This window comes from Paraburkholderia steynii, assembly GCF_900100565.1.
GTDB lineage: Bacteria > Pseudomonadota > Gammaproteobacteria > Burkholderiales > Burkholderiaceae > Paraburkholderia > Paraburkholderia terrae.
This window is the reverse complement of record NZ_FNDI01000021.1, coordinates 41,134-61,028: the sequence shown is the minus strand read 5'-3', so window position 1 is coordinate 61,028 and position 19,895 is coordinate 41,134. Positions and strand designations below refer to the sequence as shown.

Genomic DNA, 19,895 nt, shown 5'->3' with positions numbered 1-19,895 from the left:
TGCCTTAAGCCTGTTGTTCCTGAGCGCTCAGCGCTTCGTCGAGCGCGCGTTGCAGCACAGGCTGATCGAGGTCTTCGCCGATCAGCACGAAGCGGCTCAGCGACGACGCATCGAGTTCGCCCGCCTGCCAGCGCCGGTCGAAATAGCTGTCAAAGCGCCTGCCCACGCCCTGAATCACCAGACGCATCGGCGCGCCCTGCAGCGCGGCAAAGCCCTTCACGCGATAGATCGTGTGGCCTTCGACGACCCGTTGCAACGCCGCGATCATCGCCTCACGCGACGGCGCGCGCGCCGACACGACCACGGAGTCGAACTCGTCGTGATGATGATCCGCATGCTCGGGATCATCCGCGGAGCCATGATGGTCGTGACGCAGATGAATCGTTTCTTCCGAAGCGGATTCAAGCCCGAGCAGCGCGTGCAGATCGAGTTGCCCCATATGCGCGCGCACCACCTTGACCTGCGGCGGAATCTCTTCGCGAATGACGGCTTCGACGCTCGCCTGCTGCGCTTCGTCGAGCAGATCGGTCTTGTTGAGGATCACGAGATCCGCTGCCGACAACTGGTCTTCGAACAGCTCGTGCAGCGGCGATTCGTGATCGAGATTCGGATCGGCCTTGCGCAACTGATCGACGGCAGCGGGGTCTTCGGCGAACTGACCGCTCGCGACAGCCGGGCCGTCGACCACCGTCACGACGGCATCGACGGTGAAGCTGTTCTTGATCGACGGCCAGTTGAACGCCTGCACAAGCGGCTTCGGCAGCGCGAGGCCCGACGTTTCGATCAGCACGTGATCGATCTGCTCGCGCCGCTCCACAAGCTGCTCCATCACGGGGAAGAACTCTTCCTGCACGGTGCAGCACAGGCAGCCGTTGGCAAGCTCGTAAAGCTGACCTTCCGTCTCGTTGCCGTTTTCATCGCAACCGATGCCGCAGCCCTTGAGAATCTCGCCGTCGATGCCAAGCTCGCCGAACTCGTTGACGATCACCGCGATGCGCAAACCGCCCGCGTGCTGAAGAATGTGACGCATCAACGTCGTTTTGCCGCTGCCGAGAAAACCCGTGACGATCGTCACCGGAATCTTGCGCATCTGTGTCTGCATGGTGGCTCCGTAACTCGAAATGCGGTCGAGTGACCTCGAAGTCGCGCGCCGTCCGGCAAGCGATGCAAGGTCATAAGTGATGCACGGGGACGAAAACGGCGCCGCATGGGCTTCGCGGCCCGATCGATCCGGGCGCGAAACCGCGCTGCGACGCATGAGGAATCGTGAACGCAGTGCCGCATCCCCGCAGCATGGCGTCGTTTTCTCGGGCCGGTATCCGGGCTGATGAAAGCGCCGCCTCTCCTTCCCGCGCGAGCGTTTTCGCGCAGTGGATTGTCTGCATGGGCCGCTATTGGACGCACATGCAGCGAGGCCGGCTCTGCATCGTCTGCGCGATGCCTTCACCTACCGTTGCGGGGAGCAGCATAGTTTGACCGGCGCCTGCGCACACAGCCTGCTATTTCCCGTTTAACTGCGCGCGCAGAGAGCGCGCGCGCGAGCACCAGAGTGCGGCGAGTTTAGGCCCGCCGGCAGGTAGCGTCAAGGAGAGACGGCGGCATGAGTCGTGCCTCATGCCGCCGTTCGATTGCGTGGGGTTCGCTAAAGGGGAAGTCCACCGGCTGCCGCCCTGCGACAGCCGGTGGACATGCGCAACTCAGTGCGCAGCGCCTTGCGGCGTGACTTCGATAGCCGTCGCCGAGACGAAAACCGCGTGGATCGTGTCGCCGACGTGCAGGTCCTTCAGGTCGAAATCCGGCGTGACCCTGATGATCTGCGTCTCGTAGACACCGCGCAGCGTGAGCAGGCGTTTGGCGGGATCGATCTTCTGCACAGTGGACAGCGTTTCGACCTGATGCACCGAATCCCGGCCGTCCGGGCCTTTCAGGGTCACCTGAGCATCGACGCGCTCACGGATGCCCTTGCCGGCGGGGTCCACCTTCTCGGCCTGGACGAGCAATGCATTCTTGTACAGCACGTCGACCTTCTCGCCCACGCGCAGCTTGTCGAACCCGGCCATTTTTCCATCCACCTGCATCGTGACCTCGATGCCGTCTTCGCCCTTCAGCGTGACCGTGCGAGCACCGGCGTCGAGCGCGATGATGCGCGCCTTCAGATGGATGGGCGGCGCAGCTTCCACGAGCGTATCCGCAGCCTTCGCGAGCGAGTCCGCTGCCTGTACCGAGGTCGCCGCCAGCGCGGCTGCCAGCATGACCGACGCGATCGTTGCCAGTTTCATTTTAATGTTCTCCCTAAAGGTTAATCTGCCTGTTCACGGGCAGACGCAGTCGAAAAGGCGGTGACCCGCACCACCCATTCAAATTGAGGTGAAATTTTGTTAGTTATCCGATATTTAACACCGGAAAAAACTGACGTCTCACGTCCGGCCACTATAAATGACCACCCTTGGGCTTTACCACCAATACCGCTTGAAAACAGTTTTCGAATTTGTCGAAACACGGCAAGAATCGCCATCGGGCGGGTGCGTCGGAAAACCCCGCGCCGCCCGCCCGCGGGTGCCGGTGTGCTATCGTATTGGCGCATCTGGTGCCCCGCCGGCTCGACGGCTGGCGGGGTTAAACGGGAAACAGGGAAGCGTCTTCACATCGCGCTCGCAACACGAGCGAGCCACGCGAAACATGAAGCCGCCTGGCCTGTGCTGTCCCCGCAACGGTCACGCGGCGAGCGGAATGAAGGATGTTCCGCGCAGTGCGTTCAAGGCCACTGCCTGCAACCCGCAGGTGGGAAGGCGAACGCGATGAGCCGTCAGCCCGGATACCGGCCAGGTGCAAGGGGGCGAGAACTTCATCGCCATTCGCTGGAACCGCGGGAAACGGATACCAGCGCCCACGCGCGGCACCGGCTCGAGCAGCCGTCGCGCGTCACACGCAACATCGCATGACCTGTCACACACAAGCGCCCGCCCGTGCAGCGGCGCTCTCCTTGCCATGAGCCGCGCCTGGCTGATCGGCGCCGGCCCCGGCGACGTCGAACTGCTGACGCTCAAAGCCGCGCGCACGCTCGCGCTGGCCGACGTCGTGCTGGTCGATGATCTCGTCAATCCCGAGGTCCTGCAATTCGCGCGCGACGACGCGCAGATCGTCCATGTCGGCAAACGCGGCGGGCAGCAATCCACACCGCAACCCGAAATCGTCGCGATGATGCTAGATCATCTGCGCGCGGGCCGCAGCGTCGCGCGGCTCAAAGGCGGCGACCCGTTCGTGTTCGGCCGCGGCGGCGAAGAGCAACAGGCACTGCAGGCCGCGGGCATTCACGTCGAAATCATCAGCGGAATCACGGCGGGCATCGCCGCACCCGCTGCGATCGGCATTCCCGTCACGCATCGCGATCATGCTCAGGGCGTCATCTTCGTCACCGGTCACGGCGCGGGCGAGCACGAAGCGGACTGGCGCGCGCTCGCAGCCACGCACATGACGCTCGTCATCTACATGGGCATGCGGCGGCTCAACGACATCGTCGACGCGCTGCTGCGCGCCGATATGCCGCCCGACACGCCTTGCGCCGCGATGGAATCGGCGACGCGCCCCGAGCAGCGCCATGTCTGCGCGACGTTGAGCGAGTTCGTCCAACGCGTTGCGCAAGCGCAGCTCGGTTCGCCGTCGATCGTCGTGATCGGCGGCGTCGCGTCGCTGGCTGCGCCCGTCGATGCCATGCTCAAGCCATGACGGCGCTGATCGCGGGCATCGGTTGCCGGCGCGGCGTATCGGCCGAACAGATCGAAGCCGCCGTGCGCGACGCGCTTGGTGACGCGCTGCCGTTTTCGGCGCTGATCGCGGTTGCCTCGATCGATACGAAAGCCAATGAGCCTGGGCTCGTCGCATTCTGCGCACGGCACGCGCTGCCGCTGCGAACCTTCACGCGCGACACGATCGCCGCGCTCGACACACCGATCGACGCATCACCGCACGTGCGCGCGCATCTCGGCATCGACGGCGTTTGCGAGCCTTGCGCGCTACTTGCCGCACAAGGCGGCGAACTGCTCGTGCGCAAACACGCGCGAGAAGGCGTTACCGTCGCCATCGCGTGCGTTGCCGCACACCCTCATTCCACCGACACAACCAGAATCAAGGAACATCGATGAAGACCGATCCCGAATCGGTTGAACACGGTTTCTGGTAAAGCATCCCAGCGCTTCATAAGCATTTTATGAGGACCGCGCCGCCATCGGTAGCGGGGACTCGAACCCCTGCAACTTGGCTTGTGGCTGCGTCCAGATACGCGATGCTGTTAAAAAGCTGTCATTGACTTGCGGCGACGACCGGCGGAACAGCGAACAGTTTTGCCTCGTCGCTGCGCACCGTGATCGGCGCGCGATTCCGGAATGCGACGGTAATCCCCTCTGCCGATTGCTGGATAGCGCACGAGTGGTCCACCGCTTCCCCATCCTTGCCGACGATCACGGCGGCCGCCTTGCCGCCACAATCGGGACTCCGCGGTACGACCATCAGCATATTGCCGTCCGGCAGCTGCTTGGCCGCGCCGTAAGGACCGGCGAATGCCGACAGACTGACCAGTGCGAGCGCCGCCGCGATTGCCTTCATGCCCTACCCCTTGAGGAAAATGTCACACAATTCTAGCCGCTTGACGGTAGCTGGCGCTATGCCAGCTTCGACGCGCGCCTCAAATTCTGGCGTCCTGGCATCTCGGCACACCATCACGGCTGACGGCTGCTTGCCGCCCAGGTACTTCGACGGGTTCGCGACCAGATCGTCGTAGTGCTTGAACAGGAGCGGCGCGACGAAGCCCTTGCGTTCCGCGAAGAACGGAAACTCGCTGCTCCAGTCGTCACCGTAGACGACGATCGGCCGCGCCGGATCAGTGTTGTCCCGCACGAAGTGAGCCGCCGCGAGGACCGGGTAATCGGGGCCGTACACCGTCTTGAGCAGCTGGAAGTTCGCGCCGGTCAGGAACGTGTTGACGTTGACGGCGGTAATGCCAGCGAGCGCGACGACGCCGACGAACGAAAGCAGGCGGTTACGATGCGCGATCGCGCCGCCGAGCGCCACGGCGACGCCGAAGATCACGAACGCCTCGCACGAGATCTGGTAGTACTCGTGTACGAACTGGAGGTTCGTGAACACCATGAAATAGAGCAGGAACAGCGCGATGCCGCCCACGATCAGCGCGCGGTGCTTCCAGTCGAGCATGATCACGCCGGCAGCGGCGATGCCCACGCCGACCCACCCGCCGAGATTCAGCACGATATTGCGCAGCCAGATCACCCACAGCCACAGTTTCCAGTTGAGCCGGTCGCCGCCGAAGTTCCACGACGTCAGCGCGCCGGACGTGAGCTGCGAGCCGAAGTCGTTGTAGAGCTTGACGTAGTCGCTGTACTTCGCCCACGCCGCGCCGATCACGAACGGAATCAGCACCGCAACGACGCCCTGCCACAACACGCGAGCCCGCAACCGGTCGGAAATGATCTCGCGCCAGCCGACTGCCAAAAGCCAGAAGCCGAGGATTGGCACCAGGGGCAGGACGGTTGTCGACTTCTGCAGGATCGCGAGCGTCTGGAAGATTCCAGCCAGCACGGCAATCTTCATCGTTCGGTCGCCCTGAATCAGGCTGACCATGTACGCGATGAAGTACAGCATGAAGAACAGCGCAGCCGTCTCCATCAGGAACGCCTGGCCGAAGAACACATGAATCGGCGCGGTGAAGAACACAGCGCAGAAGGCGAAGAAGTATGGCGCCCATTTCTCGCCGAACAGGCCTCTGCAGATGTGCGCTGCGGGAAACGCACACAGAATCAGGAACGCATAGCTGACGGCCTTGCCGACGCGCTCCAGATCAAGTCCGAGCGGGCACGAGATCAGCGAAACGACCCACTGATAAAGCGGGAACTCGAACGGTATCGCCCACGGGTAGCCAGCGACGGGCGTTTCGTACGCCAGCTTGAACCCGTCGCGGCAGGCCCAGTACGATGTGATGGCCGTCTGCGTCTGCCGGAAGCTGAAGGCGGGATAGAGGATGTGCGTGCCGTTGTACCGGATGGCCATATACAGGCCATAGGCGAGCGCGAGTAAGGCGATGCAGCCAGCAGCGAGAGAGGCAATCCGGCTGTTTTTGTAAGGTTCGGAGATCATGACGCCGCTTCAGGTTTCGAAGCGGCGCATTATAAATCAGTCGATTAGCGTACCCGGCGAGCCCGCATGAAACCGTTTGCCTGCATGGTGCTGACGGCGAAGGTCGCATTCGAAACACAGTAGACCGTCGTGGTGGACGCGACGTTGATTGGCACCGTGGGGCTTATCAGGCTGGGATTACCGGTGTTGGCGCCCATCGAGGCTACATAGGACGAATAGGTGCCGTTTGCACCGAACGTGGCCGAAGTGGTGCTGACACCGACGCCGAACGATGTTGCGGTCGTGGTAGCCGCCGGATTGAATATCGTGTCGCACTGAACCTCATAATCACCAGCGGTCAGGGACGCGCTAGATACGTTGACAGCAACCGTCGTGGTGAGCGCGACATTCGTCAGGTTCGTGGGCGTCGGGCGTTCGCCGACGCTCCCGGCGTTCGCGTTTCCGCCGCCCGTCACGCCCACGATATTCGGCGTCGTGATCGTCGGCGACGTCCCAAACACGAGCGCGCCGCTGCCCGTCTCGTCGGAAATCACGCCAGCGAGCTGCGAGCTTGTCGTCGCGGCGAACTGCGCGAGCGTGCCGCCGGTCAGCGCGAACGTCGTGCCGCACGAGAAGCCTGTCCCACTCGTGTACTGGAGCCCGCTGTTGGCCGCGCTGCAGCTCGGCAGCGAGATCGCGGCAGGCGTGGCCGTCGACGCGCTGGCGTTCCCGAGTACCGTGTTGGCCGCCATCGTCGGCAGAATGCCGAATGTCACGCTCTGCCAGGACGGCGCGCTGGTCGGTCCATTCGATCTGATTACCTGACCGGACGTCGAACCCGTCGGCGTGAGCATCGACGGCGGAATGGTTGTTGCGCCAAATGCAACCGAAGCGATAACGGCAAGCGCCGCTGCAAAGAGTCGTTTCATGTTCAGGAACCTCGGTAGATGTCGGATTGAGGCGCAGGCGCGGCCGGCGCGGAAGTGGTGACATTGATCGGCGCAGCGGCAGCGGCATAGCCCACGTCCGCGATCATCTGCGTCTTGCCTGCGCTGTCTTTCGACGAGCCGAAGTAGTAGGAAATGATCGCGACCCACGCCGTTTGCAGCGTGCCCGTCATGACGAGCAGAAGGTTCTGCGCGGCAGACTCCATGTGCGCGAACATCACCAGCCCGAGCGTTCCGAAGAACCCGACCGTGACGAATGCGGCGAGCACTTGCGGCGTGTAATCCCTCGGGTTTGCCGTCTGGCGCGATCGGGCGTTCTGCACATCGGCCAGTCGGTTCGCTTCAGCTGTCACGGCCAGCTGCTGCAGCTGCACCTTGGCGTTCGTCTGTAACTCCTGAATCTTGACGATCGCATCCGGGTTGCCGATGAGCGCAGCGGATACCGCGTCGGGCGTGCTGTCGGTCCCGAGCGCGGCGGCAATGAGTCCGCCTACGGCTGCGCCAGCGGGGCCGCCGAGCAGCGTGCCAACGACAGGCGCGGCCTTGCTGACGACGCCTTTCAGGTCACTCCAGTTCATGCCGTCTCTCCAGTGCGCATCATCTGCGCGAGGCGTTGCGCGCGGGCGCCAACCTGCTTCGCCCATTTCGAATTGAGCATCCCGCTGGCTGCCTGATCCCACGATCCGGCCTTGATAAAGGCCAGCGTATTGATGAACGTCAGCAGCCCTTCGATGCCGAGATTGAAGGCCATGTTGACCATCACGCGCTGGCGCACGGGATCGAGCGACCGCCACCACGGCAGGCCCTTGTCGAGGCCCGCGCACGCACGCGCGACGTCGTTCGTGAGCATCAGGTTGATCTCGTCGTCAGAGAACGGAACGTCGGACAGATTGCGCCCCACGCCGCCACTGATCTTGCCAACGGTATCCGTGTAGATCCGCGCGCGCCGCCCTTCGTCGCGGCTCAGTTCGCCGATCAGCGTCGGCATATCGAAGTCGCTCACTGCGTAACCTTCGTCTTGATGTATTGCCAAACCGCTATGCCTAGCAGCAGCACCAGCGCCCACAGACCTTTCTTTGCCAGTTCTTCACGCAATGCCTTGTAAAGTGCCGCGCGCTCTTCGGCCTTTCTGATAAGCGCCTCGTGCGCACGGCGATGCCCCTCCGGATCGCTGTCAGGGAAGCCCCTGGCCAGGTCGTCGACGCGCTCGATCACGACTTTCAGATCCTTTTCCAGAACCTCAAGTGAGCTGGTGTTTTCGACGTGCCGCTGTCCGATTTCGTCGCGCAAGGCATCCAGCGCGACGACGACGGCCGCGTAGCCGTCGCCCTCGGTATGCGGCGGATCTTCGTATCGCATCCGCTCACCCATCCTTCCCCCGACTGTGGTCTTTACGTTTTATCGATCTCAGGTCAGCGCAACGGTCTTCCAGTCCGTCCCGGCTACGTGTGCATTCCCGAGCGTGAGGCGCTGCCAGCCATGAACCGCGAGCGATGAGTTGAAGTTGCGCACGAAGTGCCCTGGCACATACGTGCCGCTGCTCGGCATCGCGTTGCTTTCGAAAAGCGTCGGGTTGAACTGCGTTCCGTAACTTGCGGACGTCGGGTCGCAGTTTGAAACCTCATGCCAGTACTGCGCGCCGCCGTTCGGCAGAAAGCCGATACCCTTGTTCGACGCGCTATAACCCAGCGCGGCAGGCGAGCAGACCAGATGGTTGTCGCGGATGAAGAACGAACCCGCATTCGACGCGTTGATCGGCTGCGATACGTTCGCCACCTTGTTATGCCGGAACGTGATCCCGGCCGAGCCGTTCGCGACGAGCGCCGCCGGGCCGCTCGAAGCGGACGTCCACGTGCCCGAACCACCGCGCCCGGTCGAGTTGTGGAAAGGATCGCCGTCGAAGTCGTTGTCGTAAATTTCGGCGGCGAAGTTAATGCCGGACGACGGCGAATTCACCAGCACGCCCGCGAACGAAAAGTCGTACAGCACGTTGTCATGCACGCGATTGCCGCGCCCGGCGAAGTTCGTCGTCGGTGCGTAATACGAAATGGCCGAGCCGGTGTGCATGATGATGTTGCCGCCGATGTTCACGTTGCGCGCATCGGCCGGCACTGCGATACCCGCACTCATGCGAAGCGCGGCGTCCGAGACGGCTGCATCGGAATAGCCGCCGACAGCGAATGCCTTGCCGAACCCCCATTGGCTGTACGCCGACACGGCGGGCAGCGTGCGCATGATAGTGTTGTTCGAGATGTCGATTGCAAGCGACGTCGGCCAGCCGAAGGTGGCGACGCTCGCATAGCTCGCATCACGGTACGGCCAGAACTGCGTCACGAGTCCGATGTTAGGGCCGGACGTCTCGTTTTGCATCGGGATCGTGTTCGCCGAGTTCGTGTCGGGCGCCGGCGGAAACTGCGTAACCGAGATAGCGCAGAACTGCGGACCGGAGAACGGCGGGCGCACCAGCGAATCGAAGATCTGGTTGTTATGCACCCTGATACCGAACATCGGATTCGGGCCTTCGTTCGCGTCCGCGTCGATGTCGATCACCGTCTGCTTGACGCGGCGCATCAGGTTGTCATGCACACTCACATTCCGGCCGCCGAGGATGTGAATGCCGCACGTGTCCTCAAAGGTGTTGTCGGCGACGACGATGCCTTCGCGGATATTGCCGGTGCCCATGACGTAGTTCGCCTGATGCAGCGCGACGGCATCATCATCGCTATGCCGGAACGTGTTGCCGACGATGAGGCAGTTCCACGACGAGCGGAAACGCGCGTTGTCGCGCAGGCATTCGTCGAACTCACAGTTCATCACCTGGACGACGAGTATGTACTCGCAAGCCGTGTTCATCTGCGACTTGTTCGTGAAACGGCAGTTGATGATGTGGACTGATCGGTAGTAGTTCAGCGCGATCGACGTGCCGCCGCGCTCGGCATAGCCGCCTTCAGCCAACGTGCCCTTGATCTGCAGATCGCGGAAGCCCACCGAGCCCTTCATCGTCGTGTCGCTGATATGCACGAACAGATGCTTACGGCTTTCAAACGGGCTCGTGTTCAGCGCATCCCCTTCTTCGTGAATCAGGATCGACGCGTCGCGGCCGTCGCCACAGAACTCGATGTTGCCGACACCCGGATCGAGGCCCGGCGAAGCGGCGAAGAACCGGTACGTGCCGGTCGGGAAATAGACGCGCTTCATGCCGATTGCGAGCGCGGCGCTGATGGCGTTCTGGACAGCCGTCGTGCAGTCGCCGACGCCAGTCGGATCGGCGCCGAAGTCAATGACATTTGCTTCGTAGGTGAGGCGGTTCGCGAGCTTGCTGCCGCTCTTTACCTGCTCGTCGCCGACCGTGCCGACGCCCGTCTGATTGAGAGAAATCGTTGTGCCGCCGTAGCACCAGATTTTCGAGACGCCGAGCGGGATGACAGCATTGAACTGCAACTGATTACCGGCAATGCTGTAGGTGTCCGGGTCCTGCGTGACGCCCATCATGACGACGGCGCCGAGATTTGCCTTGGACGTATAGCTACGCGAGAGCGTGACGCTCGTCGACGTGCCGGCCGTGTAATTGGCGCCATCGTTCCAGATCTCGTTCTTCAGGTCGCCCGCGCCGACGCTCGCCGGCATTGGCACCATCGTTTGGAAACCGTTGGTATCGAAACCTAGAACGTTGTTCGCGCGATCCGTCGCGCCGGGCAGCGTGCCATCAAGGGTAAATTCCGTGACCGGATACTGGATCGCGCGCGTGGACTGGCCGTCGATGTCCTGCAGAGCCATCCATATGCGGTCGAAATCGGCATTGACCGTATCGGCGAGCAGATCGCCGTTGTCCTGATAGTCGGTCGTGCGCTCGATCGCAACCTTGCGATAGATGATGATCTTCGCGCCAGCAGCGGGAACGGCGTTGAACTGCACCGACCCGCCGTTCGGATTCCCGAGACCGTTGATCGAATAGCCCGAACCGAACGTAGCTGCCACGCCATTGATGAGCACGTTGAGATCCTGAACCTCAAGAACCTCGAACGGGAACGTAAAAAGCGTGGTGATGCCGTTTCCGGCATACGAAATGATGGGGTTCTGGACTGGGACTGTCACGCGGCGGCCTCTCTTGTGGCGCGCCGCAACTGCGGCGCTACATTTCGAGCGTCACCTCATGTACGCCCGATCCTGGACGCCAATCGTGCCCTTCCTCGCCAGTCGGATTCCCGACCAACTTCCCTATCCGGACAGGCGCCTCAAGGATCGCGCTCGCGCCGGAGTCGATATAGTCATCGGCCTGCGTCTTGATGAGCGGGTTGAAATCCTTCATCTGGTCCCACACTGGCCCGTCCAGAACGTCCACGTGCGCCCACAGCACTCCCGACTTGAGCGGCCCCTCCAGCCCGGCCAGAATCTTCTCGTTCTTGTTGACGGTTGCGGTGCGTTCGAGCACGCCACAACTGAGCTTGCGCACCTTGATCGCCTTGCGAAGCAGCTGCGGCACGAACGAGCCGACGCCGTTCGTCTCGACGTAGATCTGCGGGATGGAATACTTTTCAATCAGGTCGCAAACCTGCATCACCTGGCCGCCGACAATGGTCGAATTCGCCTCGTCGCCGAACACGGCGAATTCGCCCACCATCGCCTCGGCCACGTGCCAGTAATAGTTTCCGGCTGCATCGTCGAGAATCAGCGAGATCGCCGAGTCGTCGCCGCCTGCCTTGCCCGTCGCGCAGTCCCAATAGGCTCGCGCGCTCACGATCCGCGCGCCGCCCAGCATCATGCACATTTCGCGGTTTGCCCGCGCCAGCGTTGGGTGAATGTCGTACGCCCGGAGTTTCGCGGGATCAAGGCGGCATTCAGCGACCGGTTTCGAGTGCAACTGATACTGGCTGTCCCACTCGTTTATCGTGCGCGTCTCGCGCCGCCGCTTCTGCAATTCCTCGCCGTCGAACCGTTCCGGCCAGCTGGCATCGGCATAGAAGTCGATCAGACTGTTCGGCGCGGCCGCGAACCGCACCACATTGCCGGGCTCGATGGAATAGTCCGCACCCTCGCGCAGCAGCCGCGCATGCTTGCCTATGCCGGAAAACACGTACTCCGGGCGGAACGGCACGGTATAGCGCGCGTGCGTCGCCTGCTCGATACGATGTTCCTTCTCGAACATGCGAATCGTCAGGCAGTCTGCGCCGAGCGCCTCGATCTCGTCGTAGAGCGAATCGTGGGTGTGCGGCGTGCCGATGTACAGCTTGCTGCCGCCCGGCACCAGAATGTGCGTCTGCTCGCCCAGGCGATAGCGCAGCTTCTCGCGGGCCTCTGGCGTCTGGATGTTCTTCGGGACTTCGACGTCGTCGTTCTGGCACTCGTCCGCGCGCGCGCTGGTCACGTTCGACAGGATGCCTTTCGCGTACATGCTGGCATTCCGGTAATCGTTCGAGCCGATCACCCACCATTGCTCGACGGTGCCCTGATTCGTCGGTAGCAGACCCGCCGTCAGCGGATGTTTGCGGATGACGTTCTGGGTGTCGCGGCTAGTCTTGTAGGCGGTGCCGTCCGATTCCGACTGGTGCAGGACACGAAATGTCTCGTCCTCGTAGTAGCGCCACGCGTTATAGACCGCCAGCAGCGTCGATTTGCCGAAGCCGCGAAAGCAGCGCAGCACCGCGAGAGTGCCTTTATTTTCCAACCAGTGACACGCAATGATGTGTACATCCGGAACCTTCCACCGCATGCGGTCGGCCCAGATGAGAAAGAAGGCGAGGAAAGATATCTTACGTGTCACCCGTTGCGCGCTTCACGAATGCCGTGCGCGAAGCGTCCTTTTTGACCCGATCTACCAGCTGCGCTGCGCGCTTCTCGGCGTCGGAGATCCTGTTGTCGAGCTCGCCGTCACCATACGGATCGCGACCGAGCGCGTTCTTGTCGTTTGCAATCAGCTTGCGGGTTTCCTGCGCGAGCGCGACGGTCGCAATCGCGTTCTTCTTCTCCCAATAGCGATTCCCGCGCTCCTCTTTCGTCAGCTGCGATCCCATCGTGCCGACGCCCGGCCAGTTCGCCGGATCGGCCTCATCGAGGTAGACGTCAATCAGCGACTCCTCCAGGAGCTTCAGCCGTTCAATCTGGTCCGGTCGCATCAGGGCGCTCCTGCGATGGTTGCGAGGTTCGGCGCGCGCTCCGGCGATGTCTGCCCCGGCGACCACCAGTAGTCATTTCCATACTCTTTGTTCGACTTGTTGATGTTGCGCTGGGTCACGCCAGGCGACACGCTTTCCGCCACGTTGTCCCAGATCAACCGGTTCATCACCGTTTTCCAGTACCACAGGTTCAGCAGCGGCAGATTCGACTTCGCCACCTTCACGAGATCAGCGGCGACGTGCGTGTCTTTGCCTTCGGCTGCATCAGCGGCATTCTCCGCTAAAGCGTGTACAGGTTGAAAGATGGTCGAAAGAACGGGGCCGCCGACGAGGCTTGAAAGCAGCGATCCATAGTCCGAGCTGGTGAACGCCGCATTCAGCATGTCGCCCGCGAACCCCGCGCCGCCGCCCGTCGTGAACGCGCGAGTCCAGAACGAGGCCGCATGCTTCAGGTCGCCGCCAACCGATTCCGGATCTTTGCCCGCGAGGATGTTCTTTATCTCAGTGGTGATCGCACCGATCAGCGTTGTGCTGACGATCAACGCGGCGCCGTAAGCCAGCGGGTTCGCGAGCGCGGGCGCGCCGTCGACCTTGTAATCGCCCGAGCGGCGCATTTCGGCCAGCCTGCCCCAATGCCGCGTAATCATGGCGATCGGGAAGCTCTTGAACTGCATGAACGTCTTTTGCAACTCGCCCTTCCACGTGCCCGAATTGCCTGACGCGATCACCTTCGTCGTCAGATCAGGGTTGAGCACCGCGAATTCGCCTTCCTCGCGGATCATGCCGAGCAGCTTCGGCGCGATATTCGAGGCGTCGGGGTGCCCGGTCTCGTAGATCGAATCGGGAGTGAGATATTTGTTGCTGCCGTACGTGCTCGGCTCGGCCTGATTCACGACACTCCAGTCGTGCTCGGCAATTCCCGCGCGCGACATCGCGCGGCGATCCCACTCGGTCAGTTCCGCCCATGGTGTTTTCGAGATCTCGGCAAGGCCGCGCATCATGTTGGCCTGAAATCCCGTGCGCAGCGCATCCGTCCAACCTGTGACGCCGCCGAACTTCATCGTCGCCGCTGACAGGTTTTTCGCCCAGTCGGTTGCGAGATTGTCTTGCCCCCAGCGCGTCAGGCCATGTTCGAGGTTTTCCGCGATCAGACCTTGCGACGACAGCCAGTCGCGCAGGTCCTTCGAGCCCGGCGCCATTAGGCGCGCAGCCGTGCCCAGCGTGCGGAAGAACGGCACCTTGTTGTAGTTCGCGGTCACGAACGTGGTGCCGACGTCGCCGAGTGCGGCAAGCAAAGTGCCCTGCAGCTTGATCGCACCAACCGTCGTCCTGACGGTCTGGAAGTTGCGCGCTAGCGTCGGATCGATCGGGGTGTTCGTGTTGCCGTTGACATAGTCCCAGTACGCGCCAATCGACGTCGGGCCCTTCTCCAGAATTCGGACGGGCGTCCCGTCGTGCTCGGCGGTGCGATCGATCTGCGCCATGATGTTTCGCGTCGGGTTCGGGCCGTAGCGCTCGACGAGTGCGATGTTCTTCGCCATGCCGTTCACGTGATCGAGCGTCGCATTCAGGAGCGAGCCCTCGCCGTAGGCGCGGTTGTATTCAAAGTGCGCGTCGGCATCGACGAAGTGAATGAATCGGTGCTCAGAGTTCGCATTCGCACGGGCGCCGACTGCGCCGCGAATCGTCGTGATCTCGCGCGGCGACGTGCCCGCGATCTCATCCCAGATGCCCGGCTTGCGCCGCTGCATATCCTTGCCCTTCGCCTTGATGTTCGCCTCTTGCCACGGACCGCGCGCCTCGCCTGTGAGCATCTGGCGCACTTCGGCATCGCTCATGAGATCGCCGTTGTCATTCAGGTACTTCGACCGGTCGAGCAGCGGCAGCACGAAATCCGCCCACGCGCGCCGCTGCACATCCGACCCATTGCCGAGCACCTTCGCCTGGCTGTGGCGGATCGGCACGTAGCCGTAGCCGACGTCGCCGACGTTGCCGCCAGACGCATTGAAGCGCTTGCGCATCGCCTCGTTCGTCTTGCTGATCTGCTCGGCGGCCGCCTTCGCCACATCGTTACCCGTCGATCCATCGGCCTTCTTGTAGATCTCGCGCACGATGTCGCGCTCCATCGCGGGATTGTCGACGTCGAACGCTCGCGCAACGAAGTTCTGGCCATGCTTCATTGCGTCGATCGAGGCCATCGTCTGACGCATATAGTCGGCCTTGATTGCGCCGGACAGTACGTACGTCTGCTCGATGTCGGCTTTCACGACCTTTTGACGTGCATTCTTGTCGTGCGCGCGCTCGGGATCAGCGTATAGCGCATCCTCGATCCGGTTTTGCGTTTCGAGCTGTTTCGAGACCTGCAGGAGCTTGCGCTGTTTCGCCAGCTCGGCTTCCTGCGTCAGCTGCTTTGATGCCCACTCAGCGCCGGCGGTAATCCGCTCGCCGGTAGACATGCCGCGCCACGCGTCGATATCCTTGTTCGCAACCGAGCGCATGCCAGCGCGCACGCGATCTTCGATGTGATCGAGCTCAGCTTTCGTCAACGGCTTGCGGCCGGCGGACTCGCGCACGGCCTGAACTGCATTTGCGCACTTGTCGTGCATGGCTAGAACCCCGTTCCAAGGAAGCAATTCGCTGCGACGCTGAATAGCTTCGCGTCGTCCAGGGTAGCAGCGTGCTCGTTGTCGATCAATTCGAGTGCAGACTGGATCGTGCCGTTGTGCTCCGCGAGCGTCGGGTCCGCGGCGTCAAGATGAACCTGAATGTTCGGATCGACGTTCGCGGCCTCGCGCACGTTCGCCTCGACCGCACTGACCGGCTGCTCGCCCGACGGTGTGAGTCCGCTGATTCTCGGTTGCTGCTGGGCGCCACCGCTGCCCTGCGCTGACGCCGCCGCCTGATTGACAGGCGCATCCGCCGCATCCGCAACCGTCCCCGCTTGGGGTGAAATCTCGACCTCATTGGGACGTTCGGCGAGCGCGACATCACCAATGCGCTGCTCAAAATCGCGATACGCCGCGCGAGCGGTCGCATCATCAGGAATCAGGTTTGCAACCTGCGGGAATTCTCCCTCACCCATCTGGCGCGCCGCCAGTTCGAATGCGTCCTGATGCGCACCCATCGCGGCGATGTCACCCTCCGGCAGCGGGTTCGATTCGTCGACCATGCGCTGACCGTGCGCCTGCAGCGCCGCGTCTACCTGCTCGGGCGTCGCATTGAACTTGACGCCATTGATCTGCTGGTTCGCTGCGAAGCGATCGTACTTCTGCAGATACTTGATCGTCTCCGGATCGGTAGGCGCGCCGCCTGCATGCACTGCCTGCGCCTGCTTGACGCCGCCGTTGTATTCGGTGATCGCCGCGCGCACGTCTCCGTCGTACCGCTGCAGCAGATCTTTCGCATACGCCGCTGCCGCGTCGATCGAATTGACGGGGTCTGTGGGGTCGCCCTTGCCGAACGCCTGCCAAGTCGGATCGGTGAACTGCATGACGCCCTTCGCGCCCTTCGGGCTCACCTGATTGCTGTTCGACTGTTCGCCCTTATTCTTGATGAACAGCAGCATTTCCGGCGGAACGCCAGCCGCCTGCGCGGCCTGTGTCGCGTATGCGTCGAGCTGCGGGGCGTTGTAGCGAAGCGCCTTGCGCGTGTCGATCGGCAGATCGGTGAGCGGCACATCGACGGGCGCGGTCGTCGGCGCGGCAGCGGATGACGTGGCGCCCGCCGCCTTGCTCGCCGCGCGCGCGGTCGATGCCATGTGCGCGGCGCCGAACACGCCGGACACCAGCGTCGCCGCGGCGAGATTCGTCGGGTCGAGCGGGTCAATCTGATCGGCGAGGTGATCGTAGTTCGCGTTGCGCAGAATCGCCTTCTCTGCGACGCCCTGCGCGATGCCGAGCCCCGGCCCACCCACGGCGACGAGTCCGGCCGTCCGCGCGATCGTCGAGCCTGCGACGGGCAACACGGCGCCAACGGCGCCGAGGCCTCCTTCGACTGCGCCGACAGCCGTGCGCGTGCCGACATCGACGCCCTGTCGCTTGAGATCTTCCGCACGCCCGAGACCGATCGACGCGCCGCCAGCCACAGCCCCGCCTGCCGGGCCGAACAGCAGCGTTGATGGAACGATCTGCGTCAGGCCCGAGAACGCGCCTTGCACGATCTGATCGGTTGCCGTTGTCTTCGTCGGATCGGGTTTCAGCGTGTCCGCGAGGTCATAGGCACGCGCACCGAAGCGCGATTCGAACAGATGCCCGGCGCGCTGCTTCGCAATCGCATCGTTGATCTGCGCGTCAGTCTGCGCCTGCGCATTCGGGTTGAGTGCCAGCGTGTCGGGATCGACGAAGATCTGCGATGCGCCGGCCAGCGTGTCAGCAGCCGCGCCACCGAACTGCAAAGCGCCCTGCCCGACGCCGCGCGCCGCCGCGCGAGCAATCGAACTGATAGACGTCGACGGCGCTGTCTGCGGCGTCGGCACATTTACCTGATTCGCGCCAGCCAGATAGTCGTTCGTCGATTCTGCGTAGAGGTCATCAATCGGCATGCTGGCCTCAGAACGGATTGTTGATCTGGTCGGGCGACTGTCCCGGGACAGTCGGCGCTGTCGTCGTCGCAGGCTTCTGGCCGAGCTGCAGGCGCACGGTCACTGGCACGCCCGTCGAGTCGGTGACGAACTTTGAGCCGGCGACAACGGCATAAGTACCGCGCACACCCACGCGCACCATCTGGTAACTCGGGAACTTCGACATGAAGTCAGCGACGGGCAGCGGGTGGCCGTTCGCATACACGGTGTCAATCGGCTTGCCGCCGACCGTGTTTTCGATGTTCGACGCATCCGCGTTCTTCACGCTCGACTGGAAATCCTTCTCAAGCCAGCCGTACGGCATCGCGACGCGATTCGGATTGCCGTTGTACCGCGTGCCGCCTGTCGTGGAGATTCCGCCGGTCGCTGCGTTGATGCCGTCCTGAATATCGGTGCTGTTGGGCACGGCGCGGCCGTTGCGCGCGGCGCTACCGATCGCGATGTAGTACGCGCTCTCCTTCGCATCCGTCGCCTGCTCGGGCGGCAATGCGCCATCGACGGCATTCGAGATCGTCGCGCGCATGCCCGTGCCGACCGTGTCGTCCACCTTGACCGTCTTGTCCTTGATAGCCTGCTGGCCGGACAGGATGAAAGCGCCAACGGGCTGACCCGTGATCGTCGTCAGCGGCGAGCCGTTGCCGCCCGCCGCGCCCGCCTTCAGCGCCAGCGCCATGGCCGGATTCTTTTCTTGCCACTGCTTTGCGAGGTCGTTGATGCGCGCGCCCTGGCCGAAGCTCCCGCCGATCCCGTTGAGCATCTGGGCCTGCTGGTCGACGGGCAGCGCTTCGACGGTCTTCAGGACGGTCTGCGCTTCGTCCGGCGTGAGCAGCGACACCGTGCGGCCGGCGGCCTGATCGACGACGCCTGCGGCCTTGCCGCGCTGTTGCAATGAGGTGAGAAGGTTCGGGATCGAACTGGAGTCGATCTGCGGAACCTGCTGGATCACGCCGCGATCGAGCGCCGCATTCCACGGATCGGTTTTGTACGCCGTCTCGCTAGCCGTCAGGATCTGTTGGCGCTGCTTCACCGCCTCCGCTGTCACGGGATCAGTGCCGACGCCCGGCGTATTCGCTGATTTCTGATCGGCCTGAATCGCCGCGCGCATCTGTGGCAAAGGCAGCGTCGAGAAACCGGCGTTCGACGCCGTGCTCTTGATGAGTTCCTGAGCCTGCCCGGCCAGCGACGTGCCCGCCGTTGCAGCGGTCAACGCCTGAGAATACGCTGGGCTGAACTGCTTTCCCTGCGTCATCAGGTCGAAAGCCTTGTTGTACTCGGTAACGGCGCCATTCTCGCGCGCCTGTTGCTCTGCGCCCATCTGGTTTTCGAGTGCCATGCGTTGCGAGACGACGCTCGACAGCACCTGATTGCGCTGGTTTGCGTCCATCTTGCCCGCGTAGAAGCCGTCAGGCTTCGTCAGGTCGGACTGCAACTGCGTGAGCGCGGCGAGATCGCCATTCGAGCGCGCGGAGATCGTGGCCGCCTGAGCGTGCTGCGCATACTGCGCATCTGACCAGTCCTGCGCGGTTTTCTCGGCGACCGGCTTCGAAATGCCAGCCGCGGCGGCCGCGTTCAGATAGTTGGCCTTCGTGCCTTCGACGGTCGAGTCGATCGCAGCCGGATTCACCGCGATGTTCTTTCCTGCCGTGTCGAGCATCGATGCCGCGTTAGCGCCAATCAGCTGCTGCGTGTTCTTCGTCAGCGCTTCCTGCGTGCCGAGCGCGACGGTGCGATCCAAGCCCTTCGACGAAAGCGCCGCGACGTTCTTGTAATGGTTGTCGGGAAGGCCGCCGATCGTCGAGTCGTAAGATTGCTTGACGGCGTCCTGCACGGTTGACTGATAGCCGGTCTGGTCGAGCTCGCCAGCCTGAAGCTTCGCGCCCGCATCGCGCATCGCGATCTGCACGTTCGTCGAATGCTGCTGATACGCCGATGCCGCAGCCGTGCGCTGAAGGTCATCATTCAGCTTCTGCTGTTGAAACGCCAGCTGCTGCCCCGCACTTTCGAGCGTCGTCCCGAGGCCCTGCTTGGCAGCCGCAGACAGACCTCCAAAGTCAGCAGCAGATGTTTGGACCTGTTGCGGGGGCGTAGATATAGCATCGCCCTGATTGCCGAGTGGGATTCGCGCCATGT

17 protein-coding genes and 2 riboswitches are annotated in these 19,895 nt (G+C 62.9%); of the genes, 2 read left to right on the top strand and 15 right to left on the bottom strand.

Annotated elements, in window-relative coordinates:
• Positions 1-4 precede the first annotated feature (4 nt).
• The 3 genes from cobW to BLT65_RS46685 all read right to left on the bottom strand — a co-directional run bounded on the left by cobW (position 5) and on the right by BLT65_RS46685 (position 2,515).
• A complete protein-coding gene (gene cobW / locus BLT65_RS31010) occupies positions 5-1,102 on the bottom strand; it encodes a cobalamin biosynthesis protein CobW (protein ID WP_091785092.1) in 1,098 nt (365 codons plus the stop codon).
• 191 nt (positions 1,103-1,293) lie between these two features.
• Positions 1,294-1,564: riboswitch (cobalamin riboswitch) on the bottom strand.
• Positions 1,565-1,697: 133 nt separating this feature from the next.
• Positions 1,698-2,279, bottom strand: a complete 582-nt coding sequence (locus BLT65_RS31005) for a hypothetical protein (protein WP_042309232.1) — start codon at positions 2,277-2,279, stop codon at positions 1,698-1,700.
• A gap of 20 nt (positions 2,280-2,299) precedes the next feature.
• The gene (locus BLT65_RS46685) at positions 2,300-2,515 is read right to left on the bottom strand and encodes a hypothetical protein (protein ID WP_143036595.1); all 216 of its coding nucleotides are present in this window, start codon (positions 2,513-2,515) and stop codon (positions 2,300-2,302) included.
• 53 nt (positions 2,516-2,568) lie between these two features.
• A riboswitch (cobalamin riboswitch) is annotated at positions 2,569-2,841 on the top strand.
• Positions 2,842-2,988: 147 nt separating this feature from the next.
• Between BLT65_RS46685 and cobA the strand changes: the two genes are divergently transcribed.
• Entirely contained in the window at positions 2,989-3,726 is a 738-nt protein-coding gene (gene cobA / locus BLT65_RS31000) for a uroporphyrinogen-III C-methyltransferase (RefSeq protein ID WP_091785089.1), read from the top strand.
• On the top strand, positions 3,723-4,142 hold the full coding sequence (locus BLT65_RS30995; RefSeq protein ID WP_091785086.1) for a cobalamin biosynthesis protein: 420 nt from the start codon (positions 3,723-3,725) through the stop codon (positions 4,140-4,142). The genes cobA and BLT65_RS30995 overlap by 4 nt, the downstream gene beginning before the upstream one ends.
• A gap of 157 nt (positions 4,143-4,299) precedes the next feature.
• Here BLT65_RS30995 and BLT65_RS30990 read toward each other — a convergent pair whose 3' ends face one another.
• From BLT65_RS30990 to BLT65_RS30935, 12 genes are read right to left on the bottom strand one after another with little or no spacing between them, the layout of a single operon-like run.
• Positions 4,300-4,602: a hypothetical protein gene (locus BLT65_RS30990; RefSeq protein ID WP_091785083.1), complete on the bottom strand. Its 303-nt coding sequence runs from the start codon at positions 4,600-4,602 to the stop codon at positions 4,300-4,302.
• A gap of 3 nt (positions 4,603-4,605) precedes the next feature.
• Positions 4,606-6,147: a glycosyltransferase family protein gene (locus tag BLT65_RS30985; RefSeq protein WP_091785081.1), complete on the bottom strand. Its 1,542-nt coding sequence runs from the start codon at positions 6,145-6,147 to the stop codon at positions 4,606-4,608.
• Positions 6,148-6,191: 44 nt separating this feature from the next.
• Entirely contained in the window at positions 6,192-7,055 is an 864-nt protein-coding gene (locus tag BLT65_RS30980; protein WP_091785078.1) for a hypothetical protein, read from the bottom strand.
• A gap of 2 nt (positions 7,056-7,057) precedes the next feature.
• Complete coding sequence (locus BLT65_RS48095) at positions 7,058-7,651, bottom strand: hypothetical protein (protein ID WP_244186773.1); 594 nt, start codon at positions 7,649-7,651, stop codon at positions 7,058-7,060.
• Entirely contained in the window at positions 7,648-8,061 is a 414-nt protein-coding gene (locus BLT65_RS30970) for a glycoside hydrolase family protein (protein ID WP_091785337.1), read from the bottom strand. Before BLT65_RS30970 ends, BLT65_RS48095 begins: the two co-directional genes overlap by 4 nt.
• Before the next feature lie 11 nt (positions 8,062-8,072).
• Entirely contained in the window at positions 8,073-8,444 is a 372-nt protein-coding gene (locus BLT65_RS30965) for a hypothetical protein (RefSeq protein WP_143036594.1), read from the bottom strand.
• A 36-nt stretch (positions 8,445-8,480) separates the two neighbouring features.
• Positions 8,481-11,168, bottom strand: a complete 2,688-nt coding sequence (locus BLT65_RS30960) for a glycosyl hydrolase family 28-related protein (RefSeq protein WP_091785073.1) — start codon at positions 11,166-11,168, stop codon at positions 8,481-8,483.
• Between the two features lie 37 nt (positions 11,169-11,205).
• Complete coding sequence (gene terL / locus BLT65_RS30955) at positions 11,206-12,834, bottom strand: phage terminase large subunit (RefSeq protein WP_279634498.1); 1,629 nt, start codon at positions 12,832-12,834, stop codon at positions 11,206-11,208.
• Positions 12,824-13,186: a hypothetical protein gene (locus BLT65_RS30950; RefSeq protein ID WP_091785070.1), complete on the bottom strand. Its 363-nt coding sequence runs from the start codon at positions 13,184-13,186 to the stop codon at positions 12,824-12,826. Before BLT65_RS30950 ends, terL begins: the two co-directional genes overlap by 11 nt.
• Entirely contained in the window at positions 13,186-15,792 is a 2,607-nt protein-coding gene (locus BLT65_RS30945) for a hypothetical protein (protein ID WP_091785068.1), read from the bottom strand. The genes BLT65_RS30950 and BLT65_RS30945 overlap by 1 nt, the downstream gene beginning before the upstream one ends.
• A 2-nt stretch (positions 15,793-15,794) precedes the next feature.
• Positions 15,795-17,726: a lytic transglycosylase domain-containing protein gene (locus BLT65_RS30940; RefSeq protein WP_091785065.1), complete on the bottom strand. Its 1,932-nt coding sequence runs from the start codon at positions 17,724-17,726 to the stop codon at positions 15,795-15,797.
• A gap of 7 nt (positions 17,727-17,733) precedes the next feature.
• On the bottom strand, positions 17,734-19,893 hold the full coding sequence (locus BLT65_RS30935) for a hypothetical protein (protein WP_208545829.1): 2,160 nt from the start codon (positions 19,891-19,893) through the stop codon (positions 17,734-17,736).
• Positions 19,894-19,895: the final 2 nt, after the last annotated feature.